Source organism: Amycolatopsis roodepoortensis, from assembly GCF_014873915.1.
GTDB lineage: Bacteria > Actinomycetota > Actinomycetes > Mycobacteriales > Pseudonocardiaceae > Amycolatopsis > Amycolatopsis roodepoortensis.
In genome coordinates this window covers 2,539,305-2,564,779 of sequence record NZ_JADBEJ010000005.1, presented here as the reverse complement: position 1 = coordinate 2,564,779, position 25,475 = coordinate 2,539,305, and the positions used below count along the sequence as shown (strand labels likewise).

Sequence of the window (25,475 nt, the reverse complement as noted above, 5' to 3'; positions counted from 1 at the left end):
GCCTCGACATCAATCGGACATGAGGTTGCCATCAAGTGTCCCATGTGGACGCTCCGCCCTCACTAAGCGGCCTGAACTGCCGCCTTGTGCTTCAGCGCCTTCTCGGCCAGAGCGCCGAACGCCAGGCCGAGCGCGGTCCAGAGCACCACCTGCGTCCCGACCGAAGCGACCCGGAAGGACCACAGCGTGGAACCCGGGAACCCGTCGGGGACTTCGTCGATCGACGGCAGCAGCGCCGCCGCCACCCCGATCAGCACGACATACCCGCCCGCGGCGATCAGGCCGCCACGCCAGGCGCCGAGCTTGTCGGCCAGCTTCCGCCCGAACGCGGCGGCGAGGATGCCGACCAGCAGTGAAAGCGCGACGAACCCGAAGTACAGCGAAGTCCGGCTCCCGATCGTGCCCGCCTGCCCGACCGCGGGCGGATTCCCCGGGTACTTCAGGAACGGCACCAGGAACACGACCACGAAGGCGCCGCCGGCGAGCAGCGCCGCGGTCACCCGCGGCCGCAGGGTGCCGAGGCGCCCGTAGACGAAGGCGAACGCGAGCGAGAACAGCCCGCCGACCGCGACGCCGTATAGGCCGACGCCGGTCAACAGGCCGACGGTGCTCTGCACACCGCGCGTGACGAGCTCTTCCTCCGCTTCCGCCGGAGCGTGCTCGTGGGCGCCCGGAGCGCTGTGCGAATGCGCGGCGGAGCCTTCGAGACCGATGGCGGCATCGACCGAAGGCTCACCGAAGAAATACGCGAAAAGGGTCGCCAGGACACCGGCGACCAGGCCCGCGAGCATGCCGCGGACCAGCAAGGTCCTCATCATGGGGCGCGTGCCGTCTAGTGGCACGGGAAGGCCAGCAGGTGCCGGCCGTCGTGGACGAACTCGTGGACGTACGAGTTCGCGAACACCGACACCGCGCCCTGCTCGGCGCTGACGAAGTACAGCGTGATCAGCGAAAGGAGGATGACGAGCACCGCCCAGGGCAGGATCTCGCGGACGGGGATCCGGACGGGGACGGGTACTGCGGCTACCGCTTCGGACATGGCGGTGGACCTCCTCGGGCTAGCGCGGCCTCTTCAGGGGTTGTCACGACGGCTCCGGGTCTGGCTTCCCCGATGGCTCGGGGTCACAGTGGCGCGACCGCGCGGATTCTCACCGCGTTCCGGGTGCCGTCGTCTGGCCGGTCGAGCGTAGGTCGCCACGAAGCGTCCGGTCAATGTGACGGAACCCGATCGGCGCAGGCTCGTGACGTCACGGGCATCCACCGATCGGTTGATGGCGGCTCCACCACGGTCCATCGCGATCATGGCCACGTGGTTGATTCGGCGGACCCCCGCCGCGCGGCATGGTCTTCGTATGGCGATCATCGAGGTGGAAGACCTCGTCAAGCGCTACGGCGACCACACCGCGGTGGACGGGGTCGGTTTCGCCGTCGAGCAGGGCGAGATCTTCGGAATTCTGGGCCCCAACGGGGCAGGCAAGACGACGACGGTCGAATGCGTCGAGGGACTCCGCGTCCCGGACGGCGGGACCATCCGGGTGTGCGGGCTCGACCCGCGCCGCGAATCCGGTGAGCTGCGGCAGCTGCTCGGCGCGCAGCTGCAGGAAAGCGAGCTGCCGGACAAGCTCAAGGTCCGGGAGGCGATGGAGCTGTACGGCTCCTTCTACCGGGATCCGGCCGACTGGCGGGAACTTCTCGCCACCCTCGACCTGACCGACAAGGCGGACGCCCAGTTCCGCCGGTTGTCCGGCGGGCAGAAGCAACGGCTGTCGATCGCGCTCGCGCTGATCGGCAACCCGAGGGTGGCGGTGCTCGACGAGCTCACCACCGGCCTGGACCCGCAGGCCCGCCGTGACGCGTGGGGCCTGATCGAGCGCGTCCGCGACCGCGGCGTCACGATCCTGCTGGTCACCCACTTCATGGAGGAAGCGGAACGGCTGTGCGATCGGCTCGCGGTGATCGATTCCGGCCGCGTCGTCGCGCTGGACACCCCGGCCGGGCTGGTCTCCCGCGTCGACGACAGGCAACGCATCAGGTTCCGTCCGTCCGCCCCGCTGGACCACTCCGTGCTGACCGCGCTGCCCGAGGTCACCTCGGTCGACCGCGCGGGCGACCAGCTCGTCGTGACCGGCACCGGGAACGTCCTGCTCGCCGTCACCACCGTGCTCGCCCGTAACCAGGTCACCGCGGCAGGGCTGCGGGTCGAGCAGACGTCCCTGGACGACGCGTTCGTCGCGCTCACCGGCCGCACCATCGACTCCTGAGGAGAACACCATGTCCGCCCTCGCCCGGCTCACCGTCGCCGAGACCAAACTGTTCTTCCGCGAGCCGATGCTCGTGTTCTTCGTGCTCGCGTTCCCGCCGCTCCTGCTCGTCGTCCTCGGCGCGTTCCCCGCGATCCGGGAGCCAAGCGAAGACCTCGGCGGCGTCAGGGCGATCACCCTGTACCTGCCGATCATCGTCGCGATGGGGCTCGCCATGTTCGCGCTCAACAGCGTGTCCCAGCTGCTCGCCACCTACCGGGAGAAAGGTGTGCTGCGGCGGATGCGGACCACCCCGGTGAGGCCGCACGTCATGCTCGGGGCCCAGCTGCTGATGTCCACGATCCTGTCCGTGGCGACGATGCTGGTCGTGCTGGCCATCGGCAGGGCCATGTACGACGTGGGCCTGCCCCGGCAGTTCTTCGCGTACGTGATCGCCTATCTGCTGACAGCGCTCGCGATGTTCGCGATCGGCCTGCTCGTCGCCTCCCTGGCGCCGACCGGCAAGAGCGCGGGCGCGATCGGGACCCTGTTGTTCTTCCCGATCGTGTTCTTCGCCGGTCTCTGGGTGCCGCGCGCGCAGATGAACGACGTCCTCCGGACGATCAGCGACTTCACCCCGCTCGGCGCCGGCGTGCAATCATTGCAGGACGCCACCGCCGGTCACTGGGTGCAACCGCTGCAGGTGGCCGTCCTGCTGGGGTGGACGATCGTGGCGGGCGGGCTGGCCGCCCGGTACTTCCGCTGGGAGTGAGTCGTGGGCATCGAAGCGGAGCTGCGTGCGGAGTTCGACCGCTGGGAGCGCGTCGAGACGGCGGTGTTCAAGGTCCTTCCGTACGTCCTGCTGGCCATCGATGTCCTCGTCTCGGTGCTGCTGACGATCTGGCGGGTGCCGGTGCACCTGCCCGCCGTGCTGGCCCTTTCGGCCGGGATCCTGGCCTGGTCCGTCTGGTTCCACACGCTCCACCCGGAATGGCACGGGAACGGCCCGTTGATGGGCCTGTACTACGCGGGCCTGATGGTGTCGACCGCTTGTGTGGTCGCGATGGCGCCGTGGTTCGGCCTGTTCGCGTTCATCGGCTTCCCCCAAGCCTTCCATTATCTGAAAGGCCACTGGCGATACGTGGGGGTCGCGGCCACGTCCGTGATCTCTGCGGTGGCGTACCTGGGTGGGCTGAGCGGCATCCAGGAGGAGGGCATGTGGCCGGCGTTCGCGGCGCTCAGCGTGATCATCACCGTGCTGGCCGGTGCCTTCTCCCATATCGCCGAGAAAGCCGACCAGCGCAACCTCAAGCAGAAGCGGGCGCTCGCCGAGCTGCACGAGGCGAACGCGCGGCTGGAAGCGGCGCTGGAGGAGAACGCCGGCTTGCACGCCCAGTTGCTGGTCCAGGCCCGCGAGGCCGGGGTGCTCGACGAGCGGCAGCGGATCGCCAGGGACATCCACGACACCTTGGCCCAAGGCCTGGCAGGCATCCTCACCCAGCTGCAGGCCGCGGAGCAGACCTTGGACGAGCGTCCGGTCCTGCATCGGCACGTGACGAACGCGATGAACCTCGCGAGGGAAAGCCTGACCGAGGCACGCCGGACGGTGCACGCGGTGCAGCCGGAGCCGCTCGCCGAGGGCAGGCTCCAGGACGTGATCGGCGACGTGGCCAGACGCTGGTCGGAGGTGAATCGCATCGAGGCGGTGCTGACCACCACCGGCGACCCGCGGCCGATGCACGCCGATGTCGAGGTGACGCTGCTGCGGGCCGCGCAGGAAGCCCTGGCCAACGTGGCCAAGCACGCGAAGGCGGGCCGGGTCGGCCTGACCCTGTCGTACATGGAGGATCTGGTGACGCTCGACGTCCGCGACGACGGAGTGGGCTTCGAGCCCGCCGCCAAGCGTGCCGGCGGTTCCGCCGACGGCGGGTTCGGGCTGGCCGGTATGCGGCAGCGCGTGCAGCGCCTCGCCGGCCGTCTCGACGTCGAGTCGGAGCCGGGTGGGGGCACGGCGATATCGGCGTCCGTGCCGGCGATCCCGGCCGGAGCCGAGCGGTGATCTCACTGCTGATCGTCGACGACCATCCGGTGGTCCGGGACGGACTGCGGGGCATGTTCAGCGCCGACCCGCGCTTCGAGGTCCTCGGCGAGGCCGGGGATGGCGAGGAGGCCGTCACCGCCGCGGTGAAGCTCCGGCCCGACGTGATCCTCATGGATTTGCGGATGCCCCGCCTCGACGGCGTCACGGCCATCGAAGAGCTGGCGAAACGTGGGGTGGCTTCGCGGATTCTCGTGCTCACCACGTACGACACGGACAGCGACGTGCTGCCCGCGATCCAGGCGGGTGCCACCGGCTACCTGCTGAAGGACGCGCCGAGGGAGGAGCTGTTCCGCGCGGTGGAGGCGGCCGCGCAGGGGAAGGCGATGCTCGCTCCCTCCGTCGCGACCCGGTTGATGGGGCAGATGCGGCAGCCTGCCCCTGGGCCGCTTTCCCAGCGTGAACTGGAAGTCCTCCGGCTGATCGCCCAGGGCTCGACGAACCGCGAGGCGGCGAAGAGGCTGTTCATCAGCGAAGCGACGGTGAAGACACACCTGTTGCACGTGTACGCGAAGCTCGGCGTCAACGACCGGGCGGCGGCCGTGGCCACCGCGTTCGCCCAGGGATACCTGACACCCCGTGGCTGACCGATGACGCTGACGGATCCCTGCCGCCGGCGTCGGTCCGCATGCCAAAATCCAGCTATGACACCAGCGGTGGCGGCACTCGATGTCGGCGGCACGTCCATCAAGGCGGCCCTGTACGACGCGGATCTGAAGGACCTCGCCAGCCTGCGCGAGCCGACGGCACGCGGAGCGGACGGCGGGGCGCTCGCGGACCAGGTCGCCCGGATCGTGGAAACGCTGGGCAAGCAGGCGGGGACCGGGACGCCGGACGCGGTCGGGGTGGTCATCCCCGGCATCGTCGACGAGGTCGAGCGAGTGGCCCGGTTCTCGGCGAACCTCGACTTCCGGAACGTGCCGTTCGGCGAAATGCTCGACAGCAGGCTCGGGCTGCCGTTCGCGTTCGGGCACGACGTCCGCGCCGGCGGGCTCGCGGAGTTCCGCGTCGGCGCGGGCAAGGGCTGCACCGACGCCGCCTTCATCCCGGTCGGCACCGGGATCGCGGCCGCGCTCCAGCTCGACGGGAAGCTGTACGCCGCGGGCGGGCAGGGCGGCGAGATCGGGCATATCGACGTCGGCCACCGGCTGCCGTGCGGTTGCGGCGCGACGGGATGTCTCGAGGCGATCTCCTCCGCGTCGGCCATCGCCCGCCGCTACAGCGAGCACACCGGACGGCCAGCGGACGGCGCCGAGCAGGTGGTCGACGCCGCCCGGCACGGTGACGAGGCCGCGATCTCCGTGGTCAACGACGCCCTCGAAGGGCTCGGCCACGGCATCAAGACCCTGGTCACGCTGCTGGCGCCCGAAGTCGTCGTCCTCGGCGGCGGCCTGTTCACCGCGGGCGACTACGTCCTCGAACCGGTGCGGGCGTGGCTGGCGGCGAACCTGCAGTTCCAGCGGATGCCCGAACTGCGGATCGCGCAGCTCGGCGACGAGGCGGGCAGGCTCGGCGCCGCGCTGCTGGCGTTGGACCGGCTCAGTGTCTGATGGTGAACCCGCGTCCGCGATCGACGTCGGCAGGACGCTGCCTGGTCAGCCACCTGCCGATGGCGGTCAGGGCGTCCTGCCACCGCGATAGCGGGGCCTTCGGCCCGGGGCGGGTTCAAGCCTTGACCACCCGCACGCCTTCCTCCTCGAAGGCGTGCACCCGCTCCGGATCCGCGCGGCCATCGGTGACGAGGACGTCGACGTCGGTGGTCGCGCAGATCTTCGCGAAGGCGTGACCGCCGAGCTTCCCGCTGTCGGCGAGCACGACGACCTGCCGGGCACGGGCCGCCATCAGCCGGTTCGTGCTCGCGTCGCCCTCGTGATGCGCCTGCGCGCCGTGCACCGGGTCGAAGGCGTCCACCCCGAGGAACACCAGATCCAGCGAGATCTGGTCGAGGAACAGCTGTGACAGCGGCCCGGACAGGTCGAACGACTGCTGCCGCGCGACCCCGCCGGTCACCACGATCTTGATATTGGGCCGCACGGCGAGTTCGTGCGCGATGTTGAGCGCGTTCGTCACCACGGTGAGCGCCGGGCCGCCGGTCGGCTCGCCCATGTCCGGCCGGGTCGCGAGCGCGCGGCCGACTTCGGTGCTCGTGGTGCCGCCGTTGAGCCCGACCACCATGCCGGGGTCGACCATTCTGGCCGCGGCGGCGGAAATCCGTTGTTGCTCCGGCGCGTTGCGCGCGGCCTTGTGCCGCAACGGAAGGTCGTAGGCGACGTTGCTCGCGACCGCGCCGCCGCGGGTGCGGACCACGAGATTGCGGCCCGCCAGGTGATCGAGGTCCCGGCGGATCGTCGCGGGGGAGACGCCGAGTTCGCCAGCCGAAACCTCGACGTCGACTTTTTCCCGCTCTCCCACCATGTCCAATAAAGCCGTGAGCCGCTCATGCCGATTCATCCCCAGCTCCCTCCCCGAAGCCCGATGTCGCTTACCGCACCGGACAAAGTACTACGCGTCGCGAAAGGGGCGGGTCCGGGACGCCGGGGTGAAACGGAAATGGGCGGGCGCCGGTCACCCCCAGTGTGACCGGCGTCCGCCCGGTGGCCGGCACGCCCAGGACCGGCCCGTTTCGCAGGCTATCCCCGCCGACTCCGGATCGATATCGGATTTACGCCCGTTCCGGTGACGTTCAGCGGATATTCGCCGCCCGATCAGTCCTTTCCGCCGAGTCCGCGCAGGAAGGCGAGCGACGGCATGAAGAAGTAGTCGCCGCCCTTCAGCGTCACCGCCTGCGGGATCGGATCCGCGGTCACCGTCTGCGAGCCCGCCCATTCCGTGGTGTAGACCGATTCCGGCCGCGGGCCCTGGCCGATCACCGGGTCGAGTCCCGGCGGTTTGACCCCGACGGGCGGGATCGGGAATCCGGGGTTGTTCGACCAGGTCGCCTGGGTGAACTCGAACTGGTTGCCCAGCACCGAATTGAACGCCATGAACAGCAGTCCGACGCCGCCGCTTGGCCGGGCGGACGGCGGGAGGTCGGCGTTCGGGTCGTCGGCGCGTTCGCCGTAGGGCACGCCCCGCCGCGCCATCAGGTGCAGGCGTTCCTGTGGCGGCGGTTCCGCGCCTCCGCTGCCGCGCGGGTTCGTCTTCCGGATGTGGGCCTGGAAAGGACATTTGGCGCCGGCGGCGTCACTTCCGTAGTCGAAGTTGTTCGGTACCGGACTTTCCGCACCCTCTTCCCGTTGCGCGGTCAGCGGGGTGCCGTCTTCGAAACGGCCGACGATCATCGCGCCCGCCCGTTCCCGGTCTTCGCCGACGAGGCCCAATTGATCCGCCAGCGCCTCCTCCGACTGCTTGAATCGCCGGACGTTCTGTTCCAGTTTGCGGAAAACGAAGTAACTGCCGAAATGCACCCCGGGATCGGGGGCGGCGTGATCCGGGACGAGCACCTGGTTCAGCGGGGCGGCCGGATCCCAGACGCTGATGCCGTCCGATTCCGTCCTTTCCGCGTGGAGGTCCTCGACCAGGAAGAGCGGCTGGCTCCGGCCGTCCACGTAACCGAAATGCTCGATTCCGTCACCGTTGGCGTTGACCCGCCCGAATCCGGTTTCCTCGGCGACGACGGAAATCGTCGACGGAATCAGTGCCAGAACCTCGTTCCGGCGCGCGGTCATCGGAGCATCCTCGGCATCGCCGACGATGACGACCGCATGGATCTCATCGTGGTATCCATTGTCGAACGTGGAGCGCGGCGGGTCGTTCAGCTTCTCGCGGGTCTCCTGCGCGCGCATGCCGAGACGGAACGATTCGTCTTGTGGCACCTCGATTTGCAGGAACCGGTAACCCGCGGCGGTGAGCCCGGTGCCGACGTAGGGCGACCCTTTCACCCCTTCGGTTTTGAACCGCTCCACCTCGGTGAGGTGGGTCTTCGCGGACTTCATCAGCGGGACGAGCGACGCGAGGAACCGCATCGCGTCCGGGGCCTCCGAAAAACGGAGGAACAGTGCGGAAAAATGGTCGCGAGCGTGGGCTTTGAGGATGTTCGGCTGTAGTTCTTCGAGCATCTTCGCGGCGTCGCCGGTCGCGGTCTTCCATTCCAAGGGCATGGTCAGATCGACGGACATATCAAGGAACCCCCTCCTTGGGAACCCTGTCCGACGGTCCCCGCCGCCGCACAGGTCTTACTCCTTGATACAACCGATACCGAAAGCTCGCCGTCATCACCCGCAAGTACACTCTTCCGGCGGTTCTTTCACTCGAAAGGACCAGTGTTCTGCTCACTCCCCGCGTTTAGTCGGGCAAACGCGCGTGAAGGCCCCCTTCCCTCGGCTCAGCCGAGGGAAGGGGGCCTTCACGCGCTAAGAGATGCCTAGGTGAGGGGCCGGTCGGTCGGCGCGATCGGTGCGGGCAGGACGTCCCGCCCGGTCAGGAACGCGTCTACCCCGGCCGCGGCGGAGCGGCCTTCGGCGATCGCCCACACGATGAGCGACTGGCCGCGGCCCATGTCGCCGGCCACGAACACGTTGTCGACGCTGGTCTTGAAGGACTTGTCGCGGGCGACGTTGCCACGCTGGTCCAGTTCGACGTCGAGCGACTCCAACAGGCCTTCCCGCTCCGGGCCGACGAAGCCCATCGCGAGCAGGACCAGCTGCGCGGGCAGTTCGCGCTCGGTGCCGGGAACCGGGACGAACTTGCCGCCCTCGTTGCGCACCTCGACCAGCTTCAGCGCGCGCACGCGCCCGTCGGCGTCGGCCAGGAACTCCTGGGTGTTGACCGAGTACAGCCGCTCGCCACCCTCTTCGTGCGCGGACGAGACGCGGTAGATCATCGGGTACGTCGGCCACGGGTGCGCGTCCGACCGCGAAAGCGGCGGCTTCGGCATGATCTCCAGCTGCGTCACCGACTTCGCGCCCTGGCGGTGCGACGTCCCGACGCAGTCCGCGCCGGTGTCGCCGCCGCCGATGACCACGACGTCGAGGCCTTCGGCGCTGATCGGCGACACGTCCAGCTCACCCGCGGCGACCCGGTTGGCGTGCGGCAGGAACTCCATCGCCTGGTGGATACCGGCGTGCTCGCGGCCGGGGATCGGCAGGTCGCGCCACGCGGTCGCGCCGCCGGCGAGGACCACGGCGTCGTAGGACGACTTCAGTTCCTCGACGGTGAGGTCGACGCCGACGTTCACCGAGGTCCGGAACTCCGTGCCCTCGGCCCGCATCTGGTCGAGACGCCGGTCGAGGCGGTGCTTCTCCATCTTGAATTCGGGGATGCCGTAGCGCAGCAGCCCGCCGATCTTGTCGGCCCGCTCGAAGACCACGACGCTGTGGCCCGCGCGCGTGAGCTGCTGCGCCGCGGCGAGTCCCGACGGGCCGGACCCGACCACCGCCACCTTCTTGCCGGTCTTGACGACCGGCATCTCCGGCGTGACCCAGCCTTCCTCGAAGGCCCGGTCGATGATCGAGATCTCGACCCGCTTGATGGTGACGGGATCGTCGTTGATCCCGAGCACACACGCCGTCTCGCACGGCGCCGGGCAGAGGGTCCCGGTGAACTCCGGGAAATTGTTGGTCGCGTGCAGCCGCTCGGCCGCGTCGCGCCAATCGTCACGCCAGGTCAGCGTGTTCCACTCCGGGATGAGGTTCCCGAGCGGGCAGCCCTGGTGGCAGAACGGGATGCCGCAGTCCATGCAGCGGCCGGCCTGCTTCTGCAGCTTCGACGTCGCGAAGTCCTCGTACACCTCGCGCCAGTCCATCAGGCGCAGGTCGACGGGACGGCTCTTGGGCGTCTCGCGAGTGGTGGTCAGAAAGCCCTTGGGGTCAGCCATGTGCGGCCTCCATGATCGCCTCGTTCACGTCACGCCCATCGCGCTCGGCCTCAGCCTGAGCCGCGAGCACGCGCTTGTAGTCCTTCGGCATGACCTTGCCGAACCGGTCGACGGCGGCGTCCCAATCGGCGAGCAGCGCACGCGCGACCGCGGACTCCGTTTCGTCGTAATGCTTTTCGAGCGCCTCGCGCAGGAAGTCCACATCGGACGAATCCAGCGGGTCGACGTCGACCATCTCCGGGTTGATCCGGTGCGCCGACAGGTCCAGCACGTAGGCGACGCCGCCCGACATACCGGCCGCGAAGTTGCGGCCCACGCCGCCCAGGACGACGACACGGCCACCGGTCATGTACTCGCAGCCGTGGTCGCCGACACCTTCGACGACGGCCAGCGCGCCCGAGTTCCGCACGCAGAACCGCTCGCCGACCTTGCCGCGGATGAAGATCTCGCCGCTGGTCGCGCCGTACCCGATCACGTTGCCCGCGATGATGTGCTCTTCGGCGTTGTACCGCGCCACCTTCGGCGGCCGCACGATGAGCCGTCCACCGGACAGGCCCTTGCCGACGTAGTCGTTTCCGTCTCCGTAGAGCCGCAGCGTGATGCCCTTGGGCACGAACGCGCCGAACGACTGACCGGCGGTCCCGGTGAAGGTCACGTCGATCGTGTTGTCCGGCAGGCCTTCGCCGCCCCACCGCTTGGTGAGCTCGTGGCCGAGCATGGTGCCGACGGTCCGGTTCACGTTGCGGACCGGCAGTTCCAGCCGCACCTTGTCCCCGGACGACAGCGCACCCTCGGCGAGCTGGATCAGCGTGTTGTCGAGCGCCTTCTCCAGCCCGTGGTCCTGCACGGTCTGCTGGTGCCGCAGCCCGGCCGGGGCCATGTCGGGCACGTGGAAGATCGGCGACAGGTCGAGTCCGGCGGCCTTCCAGTGGTCGATCGCCTTGCGCTTGTCGAGCATCTCCGCGTGGCCGACGGCCTCGGCGATGGACCGGAAACCCAGCTCCGCCAGGTATTCCCGGACCTCCTGGGCGATGAACTCGAAGAAGTTCACCACGTACTCCGCCTTGCCACTGAACTTCTCGCGCAGCTTCGGGTTCTGCGTCGCGACGCCGACCGGGCAGGTGTCGAGGTGACAGACCCGCATCATGATGCAGCCGGACACCACCAGCGGTGCGGTCGCGAAGCCGAACTCCTCGGCCCCGAGCAGCGCGGCGATGACGACGTCGCGGCCGGTCTTGAGCTGGCCGTCGGTCTGCACGACGATGCGGTCACGCAGCCGGTTGGCCAGCAGCGTCTGCTGCGTCTCGGCGAGCCCGAGTTCCCACGGGCCACCTGCGTGCTTGATCGACGACAGCGGCGAAGCGCCCGTACCGCCGTCGTGCCCGGAGATGAGCACGACGTCCGCGTGCGCCTTGGACACACCGGCCGCGACCGTGCCGACGCCGACCTCGGACACGAGCTTCACGTGGATCCGCGCGGCCGGGTTGGCGTTCTTGAGGTCGTGGATCAGCTGTGCCAGATCCTCGATCGAGTAGATGTCGTGGTGCGGCGGCGGGGAGATCAGCCCGACCCCCGCCGTGGAGTGCCGCGTCTTCGCGATCCACGGGTACACCTTCGCGCCGGGCAGCTGGCCGCCCTCGCCGGGCTTCGCGCCCTGCGCCATCTTGATCTGGATGTCGTCGGCGTTGACCAGGTACTCGCTCGTGACGCCGAACCGGCCGCTCGCGACCTGCTTGACCGCGCTGCGGCGTTCGGGGTCGTAGAGCCGTTCCGGATCCTCGCCGCCCTCACCGGTGTTCGACTTGCCGCCGAGTCGGTTCATCGCGATGGCCAGGGTTTCGTGCATCTCGGCCGAAATCGAGCCGTAGGAGATCGCGCCGGTGGCGAACCGCTTGACGATCTCGGAAACCGGCTCGACCTCCTCGATCGGCACGGCGGGCCGCTGCCCGATCTTGAAGTCGAACAGCCCGCGCAGCGTGTACAGCTTCTGCGCCTGGTCGTCGACGGCCTTCGTGTACTCCTTGAAGACCTCGTACTTCCCGGCACGGGTGGAGTGCTGCAGCTTGAACACAGTCTGCGGGTTGAACAGATGCGGCTCGCCCTCGCGGCGCCACTGGTAGTCCGAACCGGTCTCCAGCTCGCGGTGGTTCGCGCGGAACCCGTCGCGCGGGAACGCCCGGCGGTGCCGCTCGGCGACCTCCAGCGCGAGCGTGTCGAAGCCGACGCCGCCGAGCCGGGAAGTGGTGCCGGTGAAGCAGTTCTGGATGACCTCTTCGCCGAGCCCGACCGCCTCGAAGATCTGCGCGCCGGTGTAGGAGGCCACTGTGGACACTCCCATCTTCGACATCGTCTTGCGGACGCCCTTGCCCAGCGCCTTGATCAGGTTCGCGGTCGCCTGCTTCGCGGTGACGCCGGGGATCAGGCCCTGATCGGCCATCTCCTCGACGGTCGCCATCGCCAGGTACGGGTTCACCGCCGCGACGCCGTAGCCGATCAGCAACGCGATGTGGTGTACCTCGCGCGCGTCGCCGGCCTCGACGATGAGGCCGACCTGCGTGCGGGTCTTCTCACGCACCAGGTGGTGGTGCACCGCGCCGGTGAGCAGCAGCGACGGGATCCCCGCGTGGTCTTCGTCGATCCCGCGGTCGGAGAGCACGATCAGCCGCGCGCCCTCGGCGATGGCCGCGGACACCTCGGCGCGGATCTCGTCGAGCCGCCGCACGAGCGCCTCGCCGCCACCGTGGACGTCGTAGGTGCCGTGCACGGTGACCGCCTGGAACTCGGGCAGATCGCCGTCGTCGTTGACGTGCACCAGCTTCGCGAACTCGTCGTTGTCCAGCACCGGGAACGGCAGCACGATCCGGCGGCACGACTTGGCGTCGGCCTGCAGGAGGTTCGGCTCCGCGCCCAGCTGGGTGCCCAGCGAGGTGACGAGTTCCTCGCGGATCGCGTCCAGCGGCGGGTTGGTCACCTGGGCGAAGAGCTGGATGAAGTAGTCGAAGATCAGCCGCGGACGGCTGGACAGCGACGCGATGGGGGAGTCGTTGCCCATCGAGCCGATCGGCTCCGCGCCGGTGCGGGCCATCGGTTCGAGCAGGACGTCGAGTTCCTCTTCGGTGTAGCCGAAAGCCTGCTGGCGGCGCACGAGCGCGGCGTGCGGCGGGATCTCGCGCTCCCGCTCGGGAAGCCCGTCGAGCGGGAGCAGCCCGTCCTCGACCCATTCGTCGTACGGGTGCTCGGTGGCGAGGTCGTTCTTGATCTCCTCGTCCTCGACGATCCGGCCGGCGGCCGTGTCCACGAGGAACATCCGGCCGGGCTCCAACCGTCCTTTCCGGACGATCGTGGACTGCTCCAGCTCCAGCACGCCGACCTCGCTGGCGAGGACGACGAGGCCGTCTTCGGTGACCCAGTACCGGGCGGGGCGCAGGCCGTTGCGGTCGAGCACCGCGCCGATCTGGGTGCCGTCGGTGAAGGAGACCAGCGCGGGGCCGTCCCACGGCTCCATCAGCGTCGAGTGGAATTCGTAGAACGCGCGGCGCGCGGGGTCCATCTCCTGATGGTTCTCCCAGGCCTCCGGGATCATCATCAGCACGGCGTGCGGCAGCGGCCGCCCGCCGAGATGGAGCAGCTCCAGCACCTCGTCGAAGGACGCCGAGTCGCTCGCGCCACGGGTGATGATCGGGTAGATCCGCTTGAGGTCACCCGGGATCAGGTCGGATTCGAGCAGCGCCTCACGCGCGTCCATCCAGTTCCGGTTGCCGCGCAGGGTGTTGATCTCGCCGTTGTGGGCGACGTACCGGTACGGGTGCGCCAGCGGCCACGACGGGAAGGTGTTGGTGGAGAAGCGGGAGTGCACCAGGCCGATGGCGCTGGTGACGCGCTCGTCGGTGAGGTCGGCGAAGAACTTCTCGACCTGCGGCTCGGTGAGCATTCCTTTGTAGACGATCGTGCGCGAGGACAGGCTCGGGAAGTACACGTCGTCCTCGACGAGCGCGTGCTCGGCGCGTTTGCGCACGACGAAGGCGGCGCGTTCCAGCGCCAGGCCCTCCAGCGCGTCGTTGCCCGCCAGGAACAGCTGGCTGAAGTACGGCATGGTCTCGGCCGCGCCGGTGCCGACGTGTTCCGTGTGGACGGGAAGGTCGCGCCAGCCGAGGACGCGCATGCCCTCTTCGGCGGCGATGCTTTCGATGGTCGTCATCGCCTGGCCGCGGGCGTTTTCGTCCTGCGGAAGGAAAGCCGTGCCGACGGCGTACGCGCCGGGCGCGGGAAGTTCGAAGCCGGCGACCTCGCGGTAGAACTCGTCGGGGACCTGGATGAGGATCCCGGCGCCGTCGCCGGTCTCCGGGTCGGCGCCGCGGGCCCCGCGATGTTCCAGGTTCCGCAGCGCGATCAGCGCTTTGGCGACGATGCCGTGATCGCGTTTACCGGAGAGATCGGCGACGAACGCGACACCGCAGGCGTCGTGCTCGAACTCCGGGTCGTACAGGCCTTCGGGGGCCTTGCTGCCCTTGTAGCTGGCATGGTGGGTCACGGCTGGCCGCCTCCCAAGGCGTCGGCGCGACCGGTACCACTCCGTTCGGGTGGTTCGGACGTGAACCAGTTAACGGAGTGGTCCGGGACCGCGATGGTCAGTCGAGAGGGAACGATCCCGCCCGCGGAAACGGGGGCAGGCCTCGTAGAGCCGCACTGCACTGGGCGGCCGATGCGCATATCGGTACTGCTGTGCACGTGGGTGCCGTCCGGCCACTGTGGTGGGCGGCTGACGGGTACACGTGTTACTCCCGGGTTCGCCGGTCTTATGACGATAGTGTGAAATCGCTGTTATCGACATACGTCGCTTGGTCGGGGTGGGAAATGCCACGCGGGCGTTGACTTCAAACATCATCTGCCCACTGACTGGAATGAGACGTCCACTGAGTGGGGCATCGGCCCGTTGACCTGCGTGAACGATCGCTCACCTGGTCCGAAAGTGTGACCTGGGTCGCGCGGAAGAGTGGGTTTCGCCGGTGTTGCGGTGACCCCGGGTGACCGCCGAATCGCCCGAACGGCAGAGCGGCGTGCCTGGTTTGAGAGGGTTGGCCGATGGCGGATCGTTATCTCACCGTGGCGGGCACCGGGGTCCACGAGATCGAAATCCGGCGGTCGCGCTTCCTCTGCGCGCTCGCGCCGGTCACCTCGGAAGAGGCCGCCCGCTCGCTGATCGCGGGCCGTCGGAAGGCCGAACCGGCGGCCCGGCACCACTGTCACGCTTTCGTGTTGGGCGCCGACGGCCGCACCCAACGGTCGAGTGACGACGGAGAGCCCGCGGGCACGGCGGGTACCCCGATGCTCGAAGTGCTCCGCCGCCGGGAGCTGACCGACACGGTCGCGGTGGTGACCCGCTACTTCGGCGGGGTCCTGCTCGGGGCCGGCGGCTTGATCCGCGCGTACGGGCAGGCCGTTTCGGAGGCCGTCGACGTCATCGGCGTCCGGGAGTACCGGCGGCTGCGGCTGGTGGAGGTCGTCGTCGACTACGACCGGGCCGGACGCCTGGAAAACGACATCCGCTCGTCGCCGTACCTCCTGCACGCGACCCGCTTCGAGGACGTCGCGCACTTCGACGTCGGGCTCGCGCCGGACCAGGGCCCCGCGTTCCACGCCTGGCTCGCCGACCTCACCGGCGGGGAGGCCCTGGCCGAAGAGATCGGCGAAACCTGGCTGCCCACCTCGTGATCAGACGCGTCACTCACGTGCTTGGAGGCGTAACTCGCGTGATTGAAGGCGTAACTCGCCTGATCACGTGAGTTACGCCTTCAATCACGCGAGTGACGCCTCTGATCACGCGAGTTACGGGTTGGCGCGGGTCTGCCACTCCTCCAGGGTGATGGCGTACTCGACCTCGCCCTCCTCCGTGCCGGGGATCGGGTTGTCGAAGTGCTCGTGATAGGTCCGGACGTGGCGCATCCCGATCTTCTCCATCACCCGGCGGGACCCCAGGTTCACCGCCATGGTCGCCGCCCAGATCCGCCGGGCCCCCAATTCGGTGAACCCCTTCTCCAGGAGCGCGAGCGAACCTTCGGTCGCGTACCCCTTGCCCCAGGACGACCGGTTCAGCCGGTAACCCAGCTCGGGGTCGTCCGTGTGGTGCCCCCGCAGCGGGCGGAAATGAAACCACCCCAGGAAATCCCCGCTCGATTTCTCGATCGCCGCCCAGAACCCGTAACCGGGGAAACGCTCGTAGTAACCGAGAAAAGCGGGAAGGTCTTGGTTTTCGATCTCCGCCCGGTCGGCGGGTTCGCCCCCATTGAGGTACCGCATGACTTCGGGATCGTCGTAGAGCGCGAACAGATCGTCGACGTCGGCGCCGGTGAACTGCCGCAGCAGGAGCCGCTCGGTCTCCAGGAAGACACGCATCACGAGATCGTGGCGCTCCCCGCGCGCCCCCGCAAACGCTTTTAGGCGGCGGCCAGCGGAGGGAACGCGCCTTCCAGCGCCATCGCCCCGGCCTCGGTGAGCAGCGCGGGAACGCGCTCGCCCCATCGGCCGCCCCGCGCGGGCATCACCAGGCCGAGGTGGGCGAGGCGATGCGCGGTGTGCTGGTCGCAGCAGGCGAGACCGTCGACGAACAGGTCCGGCTCGCAACTGCAGCTGATCTCGGCGTGGCCCTCGGCCACGGCTCTCAGGGTGGCCCGCTCACGATGGTTCAGGCCTGTCCGAACGTCCATGGCGCGCCTCCTTTCCGTTTCCGCTGTGAACAGTCAAACCCATACCCCCGACAGTTTCCGTCTCCTACGATGCGAAGTCTCGGATTTCGGGCGTACTTAGGGGTGGTGTGTCGGGTATTCCGGGGTGACGACCTAGGGGGTGTCACCCGGTATTCGACGCGGAAGGGGTTCCAGCTCGGTCTTGCGCAGATGCCGGAAAATGATCGAACTCCGGAATCCGATGATCTCTTTGCGCTTCGCCAATCGATCCACCAGGAATGCGTGGAGCTGATCGACATCCTGGGCGGCGACGTGGATCAGGAAATCGTCGCTGCCTGCCGTGACGAAAACGGAGAGGACCTCCGGCAATTCCGCGACCGAACGCTGGAACGAGTCGATTACCTCCCGGCTCAGCGGCCGCACCTGCGCCGAGACCATCGCCTGCACGCCGCGGTTGAGGCTGCGCAGGTCGATGTCGGCGTAATACCCGCGGATGACGCCGCGCTCCCGCAGCAGCCGGGTCCGCTCCAGGCAGGTCGACGGCGCGACGCCGACCTTGCGGGCGATGTCGCGGTTCGACTGCCGCGCATCCGCCTGGAGTTCCCGGATGATCGCCGAATCAAGTTCGTCCACTTCCACTCCTTCGCCATACCTGCCGAATATCATTCGGCAGACCGACTGTGACCCTGTGCATCAGCCTAACTTCAGCGTAGTTAGTCGACTGAATGCGTGGGAGGAAGCGAGATGTCCGTACAGGAGTTGGTCGTCCGGAGGGGACGCCGGTCGGGAGTGACCACGATGGTGGCCGTGCATTCGAGCACGCTCGGGCCGGCCGTCGGCGGCTGCCGGTTCAAGGTCTATCCGCGGGTCCACGACGCTATCGACGACGTGCTGCGGCTGTCCGCGGCGATGACGCGCAAATGCGCGGTCGCGGGCCTGGACTTCGGGGGCGGCAAGAGTGTCGTCGCCCTCGACGCCGTGCCGACCGCCGAGCAACGGCGCGAGATCCTGCTCGACCACGCCGACCTCATCGAGTCGCTCGGCGGCGCGTATCTCGCCGGTCCGGACGTCGGGACCGGTCCGGACGACATGCTCGTGCTGAGTGAGCGGACCTCTCACGTCTTCTGTCTGCCCGAGGAACACGGTGGGACCGGTTCGTCGAGCGGTCCGACCGCCGTCGGCGTGCTCGCCGCCCTGCGAGCGGGTGCGAGGGCCGTCTTCGGTGACGACGGCATGGCAGGCCGCAAAGTGGTCATCAGCGGATACGGCTCGGTCGGTGCCCACCTGGCCACGGACCTCGCCGGGCAGGGTGCCGAGGTCATCGTGTCCGATGTGGACGAACGACGCCTCGCCGCGGCCCGCGAACAGGGCTTGTCCCTGGTCCGACCGGACGAGGTGCTCGGCATCGAGGCCGACGTCCTGATCCCGGCCGCGGTCGGCGGCGTGTTCGGCCCGGGCACCGAGGTCAACGCGCCGCTGGTCGTCGGCCCGGCCAACAACCAGCTCACCGGGGACACGGTGGCGGCCGATCTCGCCGCGAAGGGAGTCCTGTGGATCCCGGACTTCGTCGCGAGCGCCGGGGGAGTGGTCTACACGCTCGGCAGGGAAGCCCAAGACCTCACGCACGAACAGGCGCTCGCCCGCGTCGAAAACCTGGAGAACACGACGCGAAGGATCCTCGACGCCGCTTCGGCCAACGGCACCACGCCGTTGGCCGAAGCGGACGCGCTCGCCGAAGCGAGACTCACTTCTGGTGCGGAGCCACGTACTCCTTCGCCTCAGGAGCCTCGAACAGCGGCTTGACGTAGCGGACCCCGCCCTCGGCCGACGCGTCCGGCGTCGCCGCGTACACCTGGCGCGTCGCCGGGGTGCCCGCCTTCGAGAAGTCCAGCGCCGCCACCAGGTCACCCGTGCTCGCCGACGTCGTCTGCTTCAGCGCCGCGGCGATGCCGTCCCGGGTGAGGTCCTTGTTCTCGCAGGCCTTCTTGAGCACCGTCCCCCACACCTCGCCGACCGCGTAGCCGTAGGGGATCCCGCCGTTCGGGGTCTCCTTGTACGCCGCCTTGTACTTCGTCGCGACGTCCTTCGCCTTGGGGATGTCGGCGGAGAACGGCACGCTGCTGGCGACGATCGTCAGCTTGTCCAGCGCGTTCGCCGCCGGGCTCTTCAGCAGCACCGGATCGAACACGGGGTTGTTGCCGAGCACCGGAACGTTCAGCCCGAGCGCCTTGTTCGCCGCGAGGGCCGAACCGGTCTGCGCCGGCGTGGTGGTCAGGACGATGGCCTTGACGCCGTCACCCTTGAGCCCGGTGACGATGTTGGTGAGGTCGTTGTCCGTGGAAGTCACCTTGACCTCCTTGACCGTCAGATTGTGTTTCTTCGCGTAGAACTGCGAGCCGCGCAGGCCGTTCTTGCCGTACTCGCCGTCGATGTAGACGTGCCCGATCGTGTCGCCGTCCTTCACCAGGCCCTGTTCCTGGAAGTACGACAGCCCGTCGATGATCTCCAGGTCGTACGTCGTCCCGACGATCATCACGTACTGGTTGTCGAGTAGTTCCGAAGACCACGACGCGGGCGCGGCGACGGTCTTGTCCGACGCGATGTTCTGTTTCAGCGCGGCCACCACGGGCGAGCCGAGCAACTGCACGAAGCCGAGGACCTTCGGCTCGATCTGCGGATACAGCGTCTTCGCCGTGTCCGCCTTGTAGCCGTGGTCGACGGTCTCCAGCTTGACCTGGCGGCCGCAGGCCCCGCCCGCGGCGTTGAAGTCCTTGGCCCACAACTCGTTCCCCTGGGTGATACCGAGCCCGAGGTTCTTGAACACCCCGGTCTTGTCGGTCATCACGCCGAGGGTGATCTCCGACGCCGTCACGCCTTTGTCGGTCTTGACGCCCGAACCGTCCGCCCCCGAGGACCCCGAGTCGCCCGCCTTCGTGCTGCACGCCGAGAGGGCGAGGACCGCCGCCAGCGCGACGGCCGGATATGTGCGCTTCATTTGTCTTGCTCCTCCGGGAGATGAGGTTTCCTTGCTGACGTGATCCGGCGGCCGATCGCGGCGAGCCCGCCCGGTTCGAAGAGCACCACGAGGATGATCGCGGCGCCGTAGACGAACGAGCTGACCAGGATCGGGGTCAGTGCGCCGTCGCCGGTTCCGGAGAACCAGCCGAGATCGGCGGAGTACAGCGAAAGCACCTGCGGCAGCCCGTTGACGATCAGCGCGCCCACGAGTGCGCCGGGCACCGAGCCGAGTCCCCCGATGATCACCATGGCCAGGAAGGCGATGGAGATGTTGATGCCGTACGTGCCGAATTCGCTCTCGTCGGGTTTGAGGATGTCGAACCACAGCACGGTCATCGCGCCCGCGAGCCCCGCATACGCCGACGAGACGGCGAACGCGCCGGCCTTGGCGCGCGTGACGCTGACGCCCATCACGGACGCGGCGGCCTCGTTGTCCCGCACCGCGCGCCACGACCGGCCGACCCGGCTGCGCACCGCCGCCTTGGCGACCACGAACGCGAGCACGGTCAGCAGCAGGAACAGGTACCAGAGCCGTTCCGCCTGCCGGATCGGCACGCCCATCAGCTCGATTTCGGGGCCGTCGTTGGTGAACGGGAAACCGAACAGCGAGAACGGTTCGGGGCTGCGCCCGGTCGACGTCCCGCCGGTCAGCGTCTCGGCCGACTGTCCGAAGTAGAGCCCGAGGAACACCAGCGAAAGCGACGCGACACCGAGGTAGATCCCGCGCAGCCGTCCGGAAACCGGCGCGAACGCCAGCCCCAGCAGCGCGGCGATGACCACCGCGCCGACCAACGACAGACCTGGATCGAGGCCGAGCCCGAACACGCGCTCGTCGTCGACCGGTCCGGAAAGGACGGTGTACCCGGTCGCCCCCGCCAGCAGGAAGAACGCGTGCGCCAGGGACAACTGCCCGGCCTGCCCGACCAGCATGGTCAGCCCGATCGCGCCGACCCCGCCGATCATCATGTACTGCCCGGCCTTCAGCCAGGCGGCGTCGAGGTACAACGGGATCGCGAGCAGGACGACGAGGAGCGCGATCCAGGCCAGCGCCTTGAGCAGACGTCCGCGATCGCGTTTCGGGGGCGGCGCCGTCGGGGCGGCGGGAGGGGCTTTCACGGCGGTGTCAGACACGTGTGCTCTCCCTCGTCCCGAACAACCCCGACGGCCGCACCACCAGGACCACGAGCATCACCAGGAAGACCGCGCTCTTGGAGAAGTCGAACGACACGTACTGCGCTGAAAGCGCCTCGACCAGCCCGACGACCAGGCCGCCCACCACCGCGCCCGCCGTCGAGTCCAGCCCGCCGAGGATGGCCGCGGGGAACGCCGCGAGCGCGATGGAGTGCGTGCCGCGGGACAGTCCCGCGCCGGAGAAGTCCTGCGTGGCGATGAAGAGCACCGCGACCCCGGCGAGCACGCCGGCGACCACCCACGCCGTCGCCGTCACCCGGGAACTGCGGATGCCCATCAGCGCGGCGGCTTCGCGGTTCTCGGCCTGCGCCCGCATCGCGACGCCCCAGTTGGAGTACTTGAACGCCAAGGTGAACGCGGTGATCAGCACGGCGGCGACGACCAGCGCCACCAGATGCGTGCGGAACAGCGTGATCCCGCCGAGCTGGAACGGTTGCGCGTCCCAAGCGTCGCCGAGGAACGGCAGCGTGACGCCGAGCCGTCGCACGATCTCCTCGGTGATGATCACGTCGACGCCGATCGTCAGCAACGCCAGGCTGTTCGCGTCCGCGTGCCGCGAACGGGACAGCAGGAACCGTTCCAGCAGCAGCGCGAGCAGACCGGCCGAGACGATGCCGACCAGTGAGGCGCCCGCCCAGCCGAGCGATTCGCGCGTCACGACGACCAGATAGCCGCCGAAGAGCACGAGCGAGCCGTGCGCGAAGTTGACCACTTCGGTGGCCTTGAAGATGATCACGAAACCCAGCGCCAGCAACGCGAACACCGCGCCCTTGCCGAGTCCGTTGACCACGAGTTGCAGGAAAGTGTTCACGCCGTGGCCTCCGTGCCGAGATATGCCTTGATCACGTCCGGATCCGACTGGACCTCGGCCGGGGTGCCGTCGGCGATCCGCCTGCCGAAGTCGAGGACGGTGACCCGGTCCGCGATGCCCATCACCAGTCCCATGTCGTGTTCCACCAGCAGGATCGAGATGCCGAGTTCGTCGCGGACGTCGCGGATCGTCCCGGCGAGTTCGGCGGTCTCGGTCGCGTTCATGCCCGCCGCGGGTTCGTCGAGCAGGAGCAGGACCGGTTCGACGGCGAGTGCGCGGGCGAGGTCGACGCGTTTCACGGCGCCGTAGGGCAGCGCGCCGACCGGGAGATCCACCAGCGCGCCGATGCCGAGGAAATCGCAGATCTCCCGCACCCGCGCGGAATGCCGTCGTTCGGCGCGGACCGTCCACGGCAGCCGGAGCCCGCAGGCGAGGAAGCCGCCCTTGGTGAGCGCGTGCCGTCCGAGCATGACGTTGTCGAGCACGGTCGAGCCGGGGGAGAGGGCGGCGTTCTGGAACGACCGGCCGACGCCTAGGCCCGCCAGCCGGTGCGGCGGGAGTCCGGAAAGGACGGCGTCGCCGAGCCGGACGTGGCCGGTGTTCGCCCGGTACAGGCCGCTGATCACGTTGAAACAGCTGGACTTCCCGGCGCCGTTCGGCCCGATGAGCGCGTGCAGCGAACCGGAGCCGACGGTGAAGGAGACGTCGTCGAGCGCCCTGATCCCGCCGAAGCGCAGGGTCACGTTCTCGACGTGCAGTTCGGGAGGCGTCATCCGGCCCACCTCGACAGGCTCCGGCCCGCGAGCTGCTTGCGGGCGTCGGCGGCTTCGGCCTCGGCGGTGGCCTGCGATTCGGCGTGACCGCCGAGGTAGAGCCGCTGGACCTCTTCGCTCGACGCGAGTTCGGCCGTCGTCCCGGCGAGCGCGACCCGGCCCACCTCTAGGACGATCGCGTGATCGGCGACGCGCAACGCCATCACGGCGTTCTGCTCGACCAGCACCACGGCGGTGCCCTGCTCGTGGATCTCGCGGATGATGTCGCCGATCCGCTCGACGATCTTCGGCGCGAGCCCGAGCGAAGGTTCGTCGAGCAGCAGGAGCCGCGGGCCGGACATCAGCGCGCGGCCGATCGCGAGCATCTGCTGCTCACCGCCGGAAAGCAGGCCGGCGCGCTGTTTGGCCCGTTCGGACAGGACCGGGAAGAGCTCGTCGACGCGTTTGCGGGCGGCGGCGCGCTGTTCGGGGGAGCGGGCGCCGATCCCGCCCGCGCGCAGGTTCTCCTCGACCGTCATCCGCGCGAAGACCTGGCGGCCCTCGGGGACGCCGACGACGCCGAGACCGACGATGCGGGCGGGGTCCAGTTTGGTCAGTGGTTTGCCGTCGTAGCGCACCTCGCCGGCGGAAACCGAGCCGCGGTGCATACGCAGCGTGCCCGACACGGTGCGGAGCAGCGTCGACTTCCCGGCACCGTTGCTGCCGAGGACGGCCAGCACTCCATCGGGTGAAACGTCGAGGTCGACCCCGTGCAGTGCGGCCACCGATCGGCCGTACCGCACTTGAAGATCACGGACACTCAGCAAGCCGCCTCCTCCATCCGTGTGACCCGAGTCACGATCGGTGGCGGTCATCCTGCGTTGGCACCCTCCGCCGCGTTACCCCCACCTGGAGACCCACACGGCTACAAAACGGACACAGTGTTTGCTGGTCGCGCGCTGACGGAAACGCCCCGCAGGGCGCGCGACGGTGAAGTCTCCGTCGGGCGCGGGGCGCCCTTGGGGAGACCGTTGTCGCGGGGGTCAGAGGAGGCCGGCTTCGGAGGCCTTGCCGATGGCCTCGACGCGGTTCCGGGCGCCGAGTTTGTGCAGCGCGGACTGCAGATAGGTCTTCACCGTGTTCCGCGCCAGGCCGGTCGATTCCGCGATCTCCGGATTCGTCTGACCCTGCGCCGCCAGCCGGAGGACCTCGTACTCGCGCCGCGTCAGTCCGCTGCGGGCCAGCGCGTCGGACCGCTGGCCGTCGTCGGGGAAGATCCGCGGATCGACGACGCGCTCACCCTTGAGCACCTGCCGCAACGCCGCCACGAGATCCGTCCCGGCGACGTCCTTGAGCAGGCAACCGTGCGCCCCGGAGTCCAGCGCGGCCCGGACGCCCTGATGGTCGCCGTGCGCGGTGAACACGACGATCCGCCCGGCCGGGTGGACACCCCTGAGTTCGGCGATGACCTCGGGCGCGAGCATGTCCGGCAACCGCAGGTCCAGCAGGATCAGCGCCGGTTTCAGTTCACCCGCCCGCCGGATCGCGGCCCGGCCGGTCTCGGCCGAGCCGACCACGGTCATCGCCGGGTCGTAGCGCAGCAGCAGGCTCACCCCGTCGCGGACCACCGGATGGTCGTCCACGACGAGCACCGTCACCGGCGACGGCACGGTTCCGGCACCCAGGCGCGCAGCGTGCAGCCGTCGTCCTCGTCGCGCACCAGACTGACCCGGCCGCCGAGCCGCGCGGCGCGTTCGGCCAGCGCGCGCAGCCCCATCCCGGTCCCCGGCTCGGGCTCTTCGTCTCCGGAGCGATGCCCGGTGCCGTCGTCGGCGACGACCACCTGCACGCCGTCGTCGCTGGGCAGCAGGCTGACCACGACGGACAGCGCTTCGGCGTGTTTCTCCACGTTGAGCAGGCCCTCCCGGACGGCCGCCACCAGCAGGCCGGTGCGTTCGGCGTCCAGCCGGGGCACCGGGGCGAGCTGGACGAAGCGCGCCGGGACGCCGCAGCGCGCCTGGAACGAGCGGCAGTGCTCGGCCAGCTCCACCGGCAGCGCGCGTTCCGGGCTCGACTCCGACAACGCCAGCAACGACTCGCGCAGCGCCCTCGACGCGGCCGAGACGTCACCCTCCAGCCGCCGCAGCCGTGATTCGAGCGCCGGGTTGTCGCTGATGTCCTCGTGCAGGTTCCGGACCTGGACGCCGATGGAGAACAGCAGCGCGCCGACCGAATCGTGCAGCGCGCTCTGCATGCGGAGCCGCTCGGAGGACAGCGCGGTCTCCCGGTCGGCTTCGGCGACCGACGCCAGTTTCAGCGCCCGGCCTGCCTCGGTGGCGATGTCTTCGAGGGACTGGACCGCGTCGTCACCGAAGTCGCGGCGCTCCCGCATGGCGGCGTACGCGATGGCGACGGTCTCCGTCCCGCTCACGATCGGGACGGCGATCATCGCGGCGAGGCCCTCGCCGCGCACCTGCGCGTCGAACTGGTGGGTGATGCTCGGCGAGTTGACGTAGTCGTTGACCCGCACCGGCTTGCCCAGCGCGAGCACCCGCCCGCCGATGCCCTGGCCGATGGGCACGGCGAGGTCCTGCAGCGCGTCCGTGCGGGTGCCCGACATCCAGCGGATCACCGCCTGTTCCGGCCCGGTCAGCTCGGCGACGAAGCCGGAATGCGTGCCGATGGACTCGCGGATCAGTCGCGCGGTGCCGTTGAGCGCGGCGACCCGGTCGAGGGTGGCCAGCAGCTCCTCGCGCTCGCGAAGAAGCCCGCCGAGCACCGCGCTGTGCTCGGCGGCGAGGTCTTCAGCGGCGTGCCGTCTCGCCGTCACGCGCTCACGATCGCATATCGGACGTGGTTTCCGACAC

23 protein-coding genes are annotated in these 25,475 nt (G+C 69.1%); 7 read left to right on the top strand and 16 right to left on the bottom strand.

Annotated elements, in window-relative coordinates; translation table 11 throughout:
• Positions 1-62: 62 nt before the first annotated feature.
• Positions 63-818, bottom strand: coding sequence for a CbtA family protein (locus tag H4W30_RS31425; protein ID WP_192746083.1), 756 nt, complete (start codon positions 816-818; stop codon positions 63-65).
• Positions 819-832: 14 nt separating this feature from the next.
• A complete protein-coding gene (locus tag H4W30_RS31420; protein WP_034312940.1) occupies positions 833-1,039 on the bottom strand; it encodes a CbtB domain-containing protein in 207 nt (68 codons plus the stop codon).
• A gap of 313 nt (positions 1,040-1,352) precedes the next feature.
• On the opposite strand from H4W30_RS31420, the gene H4W30_RS31415 reads away from it, so the two are divergent.
• The 5 genes from H4W30_RS31415 to H4W30_RS31395 all read left to right on the top strand — a co-directional run bounded on the left by H4W30_RS31415 (position 1,353) and on the right by H4W30_RS31395 (position 5,888).
• Positions 1,353-2,261, top strand: a complete 909-nt coding sequence (locus H4W30_RS31415) for an ABC transporter ATP-binding protein (RefSeq protein ID WP_192746082.1) — start codon at positions 1,353-1,355, stop codon at positions 2,259-2,261.
• A gap of 10 nt (positions 2,262-2,271) precedes the next feature.
• A complete protein-coding gene (locus H4W30_RS31410; RefSeq protein ID WP_192746081.1) occupies positions 2,272-3,012 on the top strand; it encodes an ABC transporter permease in 741 nt (246 codons plus the stop codon).
• Between the two features lie 3 nt (positions 3,013-3,015).
• Positions 3,016-4,299 (top strand): sensor histidine kinase, encoded by a 1,284-nt coding sequence (locus H4W30_RS31405; protein WP_192746080.1) that lies wholly within the window; start codon positions 3,016-3,018, stop codon positions 4,297-4,299.
• The gene (locus tag H4W30_RS31400) at positions 4,296-4,925 is read left to right on the top strand and encodes a response regulator (RefSeq protein ID WP_192746079.1); all 630 of its coding nucleotides are present in this window, start codon (positions 4,296-4,298) and stop codon (positions 4,923-4,925) included. Before H4W30_RS31405 ends, H4W30_RS31400 begins: the two co-directional genes overlap by 4 nt.
• Before the next feature lie 69 nt (positions 4,926-4,994).
• Positions 4,995-5,888 carry an ROK family protein gene (locus H4W30_RS31395; RefSeq protein WP_192746883.1) on the top strand — a complete coding sequence of 298 codons (894 nt, stop codon included), beginning with the start codon at positions 4,995-4,997 and terminating at the stop codon, positions 5,886-5,888.
• Between the two features lie 115 nt (positions 5,889-6,003).
• On the opposite strand, the gene H4W30_RS31390 is transcribed toward H4W30_RS31395, so the two are convergent.
• The 4 genes from H4W30_RS31390 to gltB form a co-directional block, all read right to left on the bottom strand.
• Positions 6,004-6,789 (bottom strand): DeoR/GlpR family DNA-binding transcription regulator, encoded by a 786-nt coding sequence (locus tag H4W30_RS31390; protein ID WP_192746078.1) that lies wholly within the window; start codon positions 6,787-6,789, stop codon positions 6,004-6,006.
• A gap of 254 nt (positions 6,790-7,043) precedes the next feature.
• Positions 7,044-8,456, bottom strand: a complete 1,413-nt coding sequence (locus H4W30_RS31385) for a Dyp-type peroxidase (protein ID WP_192746077.1) — start codon at positions 8,454-8,456, stop codon at positions 7,044-7,046.
• 245 nt (positions 8,457-8,701) lie between these two features.
• On the bottom strand, positions 8,702-10,153 hold the full coding sequence (locus H4W30_RS31380) for a glutamate synthase subunit beta (RefSeq protein WP_192746076.1): 1,452 nt from the start codon (positions 10,151-10,153) through the stop codon (positions 8,702-8,704).
• Entirely contained in the window at positions 10,146-14,684 is a 4,539-nt protein-coding gene (gene gltB, locus H4W30_RS31375) for a glutamate synthase large subunit (protein ID WP_192746075.1), read from the bottom strand. Before gltB ends, H4W30_RS31380 begins: the two co-directional genes overlap by 8 nt.
• Positions 14,685-15,235: 551 nt before the next feature.
• On the opposite strand from gltB, the gene H4W30_RS31370 reads away from it, so the two are divergent.
• Positions 15,236-15,865 carry a YigZ family protein gene (locus H4W30_RS31370; RefSeq protein WP_192746074.1) on the top strand — a complete coding sequence of 210 codons (630 nt, stop codon included), beginning with the start codon at positions 15,236-15,238 and terminating at the stop codon, positions 15,863-15,865.
• Positions 15,866-15,979: 114 nt separating this feature from the next.
• On the opposite strand, the gene H4W30_RS31365 is transcribed toward H4W30_RS31370, so the two are convergent.
• The 3 genes from H4W30_RS31365 to H4W30_RS31355 all read right to left on the bottom strand — a co-directional run bounded on the left by H4W30_RS31365 (position 15,980) and on the right by H4W30_RS31355 (position 17,469).
• Positions 15,980-16,546, bottom strand: a complete 567-nt coding sequence (locus H4W30_RS31365; protein WP_192746073.1) for a GNAT family N-acetyltransferase — start codon at positions 16,544-16,546, stop codon at positions 15,980-15,982.
• A 41-nt stretch (positions 16,547-16,587) separates the two neighbouring features.
• Positions 16,588-16,857, bottom strand: coding sequence for a hypothetical protein (locus H4W30_RS31360; RefSeq protein ID WP_063271359.1), 270 nt, complete (start codon positions 16,855-16,857; stop codon positions 16,588-16,590).
• A gap of 132 nt (positions 16,858-16,989) precedes the next feature.
• Positions 16,990-17,469, bottom strand: coding sequence for an Lrp/AsnC family transcriptional regulator (locus H4W30_RS31355; RefSeq protein ID WP_192746882.1), 480 nt, complete (start codon positions 17,467-17,469; stop codon positions 16,990-16,992).
• 111 nt (positions 17,470-17,580) lie between these two features.
• Here H4W30_RS31355 and H4W30_RS31350 point away from each other — a divergent pair, with 111 nt between their 5' ends.
• On the top strand, positions 17,581-18,639 hold the full coding sequence (locus H4W30_RS31350; RefSeq protein ID WP_192746072.1) for a Glu/Leu/Phe/Val dehydrogenase: 1,059 nt from the start codon (positions 17,581-17,583) through the stop codon (positions 18,637-18,639).
• Here the strand turns inward: H4W30_RS31350 and H4W30_RS31345 are convergent.
• The 7 genes from H4W30_RS31345 to H4W30_RS31315 form a co-directional block, all read right to left on the bottom strand.
• The gene (locus H4W30_RS31345; RefSeq protein ID WP_192746071.1) at positions 18,581-19,831 is read right to left on the bottom strand and encodes an ABC transporter substrate-binding protein; all 1,251 of its coding nucleotides are present in this window, start codon (positions 19,829-19,831) and stop codon (positions 18,581-18,583) included. The two genes, H4W30_RS31350 and H4W30_RS31345, sit on opposite strands and share 59 nt — an antisense overlap.
• Positions 19,828-20,985 (bottom strand): branched-chain amino acid ABC transporter permease, encoded by a 1,158-nt coding sequence (locus tag H4W30_RS31340; RefSeq protein WP_192746070.1) that lies wholly within the window; start codon positions 20,983-20,985, stop codon positions 19,828-19,830. Before H4W30_RS31340 ends, H4W30_RS31345 begins: the two co-directional genes overlap by 4 nt.
• Positions 20,978-21,856 (bottom strand): branched-chain amino acid ABC transporter permease, encoded by an 879-nt coding sequence (locus tag H4W30_RS31335; protein WP_126735435.1) that lies wholly within the window; start codon positions 21,854-21,856, stop codon positions 20,978-20,980. The genes H4W30_RS31340 and H4W30_RS31335 overlap by 8 nt, the downstream gene beginning before the upstream one ends.
• Complete coding sequence (locus H4W30_RS31330) at positions 21,853-22,629, bottom strand: ABC transporter ATP-binding protein (RefSeq protein WP_192746069.1); 777 nt, start codon at positions 22,627-22,629, stop codon at positions 21,853-21,855. The genes H4W30_RS31335 and H4W30_RS31330 overlap by 4 nt, the downstream gene beginning before the upstream one ends.
• Complete coding sequence (locus tag H4W30_RS31325) at positions 22,626-23,435, bottom strand: ABC transporter ATP-binding protein (protein ID WP_192746068.1); 810 nt, start codon at positions 23,433-23,435, stop codon at positions 22,626-22,628. Before H4W30_RS31325 ends, H4W30_RS31330 begins: the two co-directional genes overlap by 4 nt.
• Before the next feature lie 216 nt (positions 23,436-23,651).
• The gene (locus H4W30_RS31320) at positions 23,652-24,278 is read right to left on the bottom strand and encodes a response regulator transcription factor (RefSeq protein WP_318780698.1); all 627 of its coding nucleotides are present in this window, start codon (positions 24,276-24,278) and stop codon (positions 23,652-23,654) included.
• Positions 24,263-25,438 (bottom strand): GAF domain-containing sensor histidine kinase, encoded by a 1,176-nt coding sequence (locus H4W30_RS31315; RefSeq protein ID WP_192746067.1) that lies wholly within the window; start codon positions 25,436-25,438, stop codon positions 24,263-24,265. The genes H4W30_RS31320 and H4W30_RS31315 overlap by 16 nt, the downstream gene beginning before the upstream one ends.
• Positions 25,439-25,475: the final 37 nt, after the last annotated feature.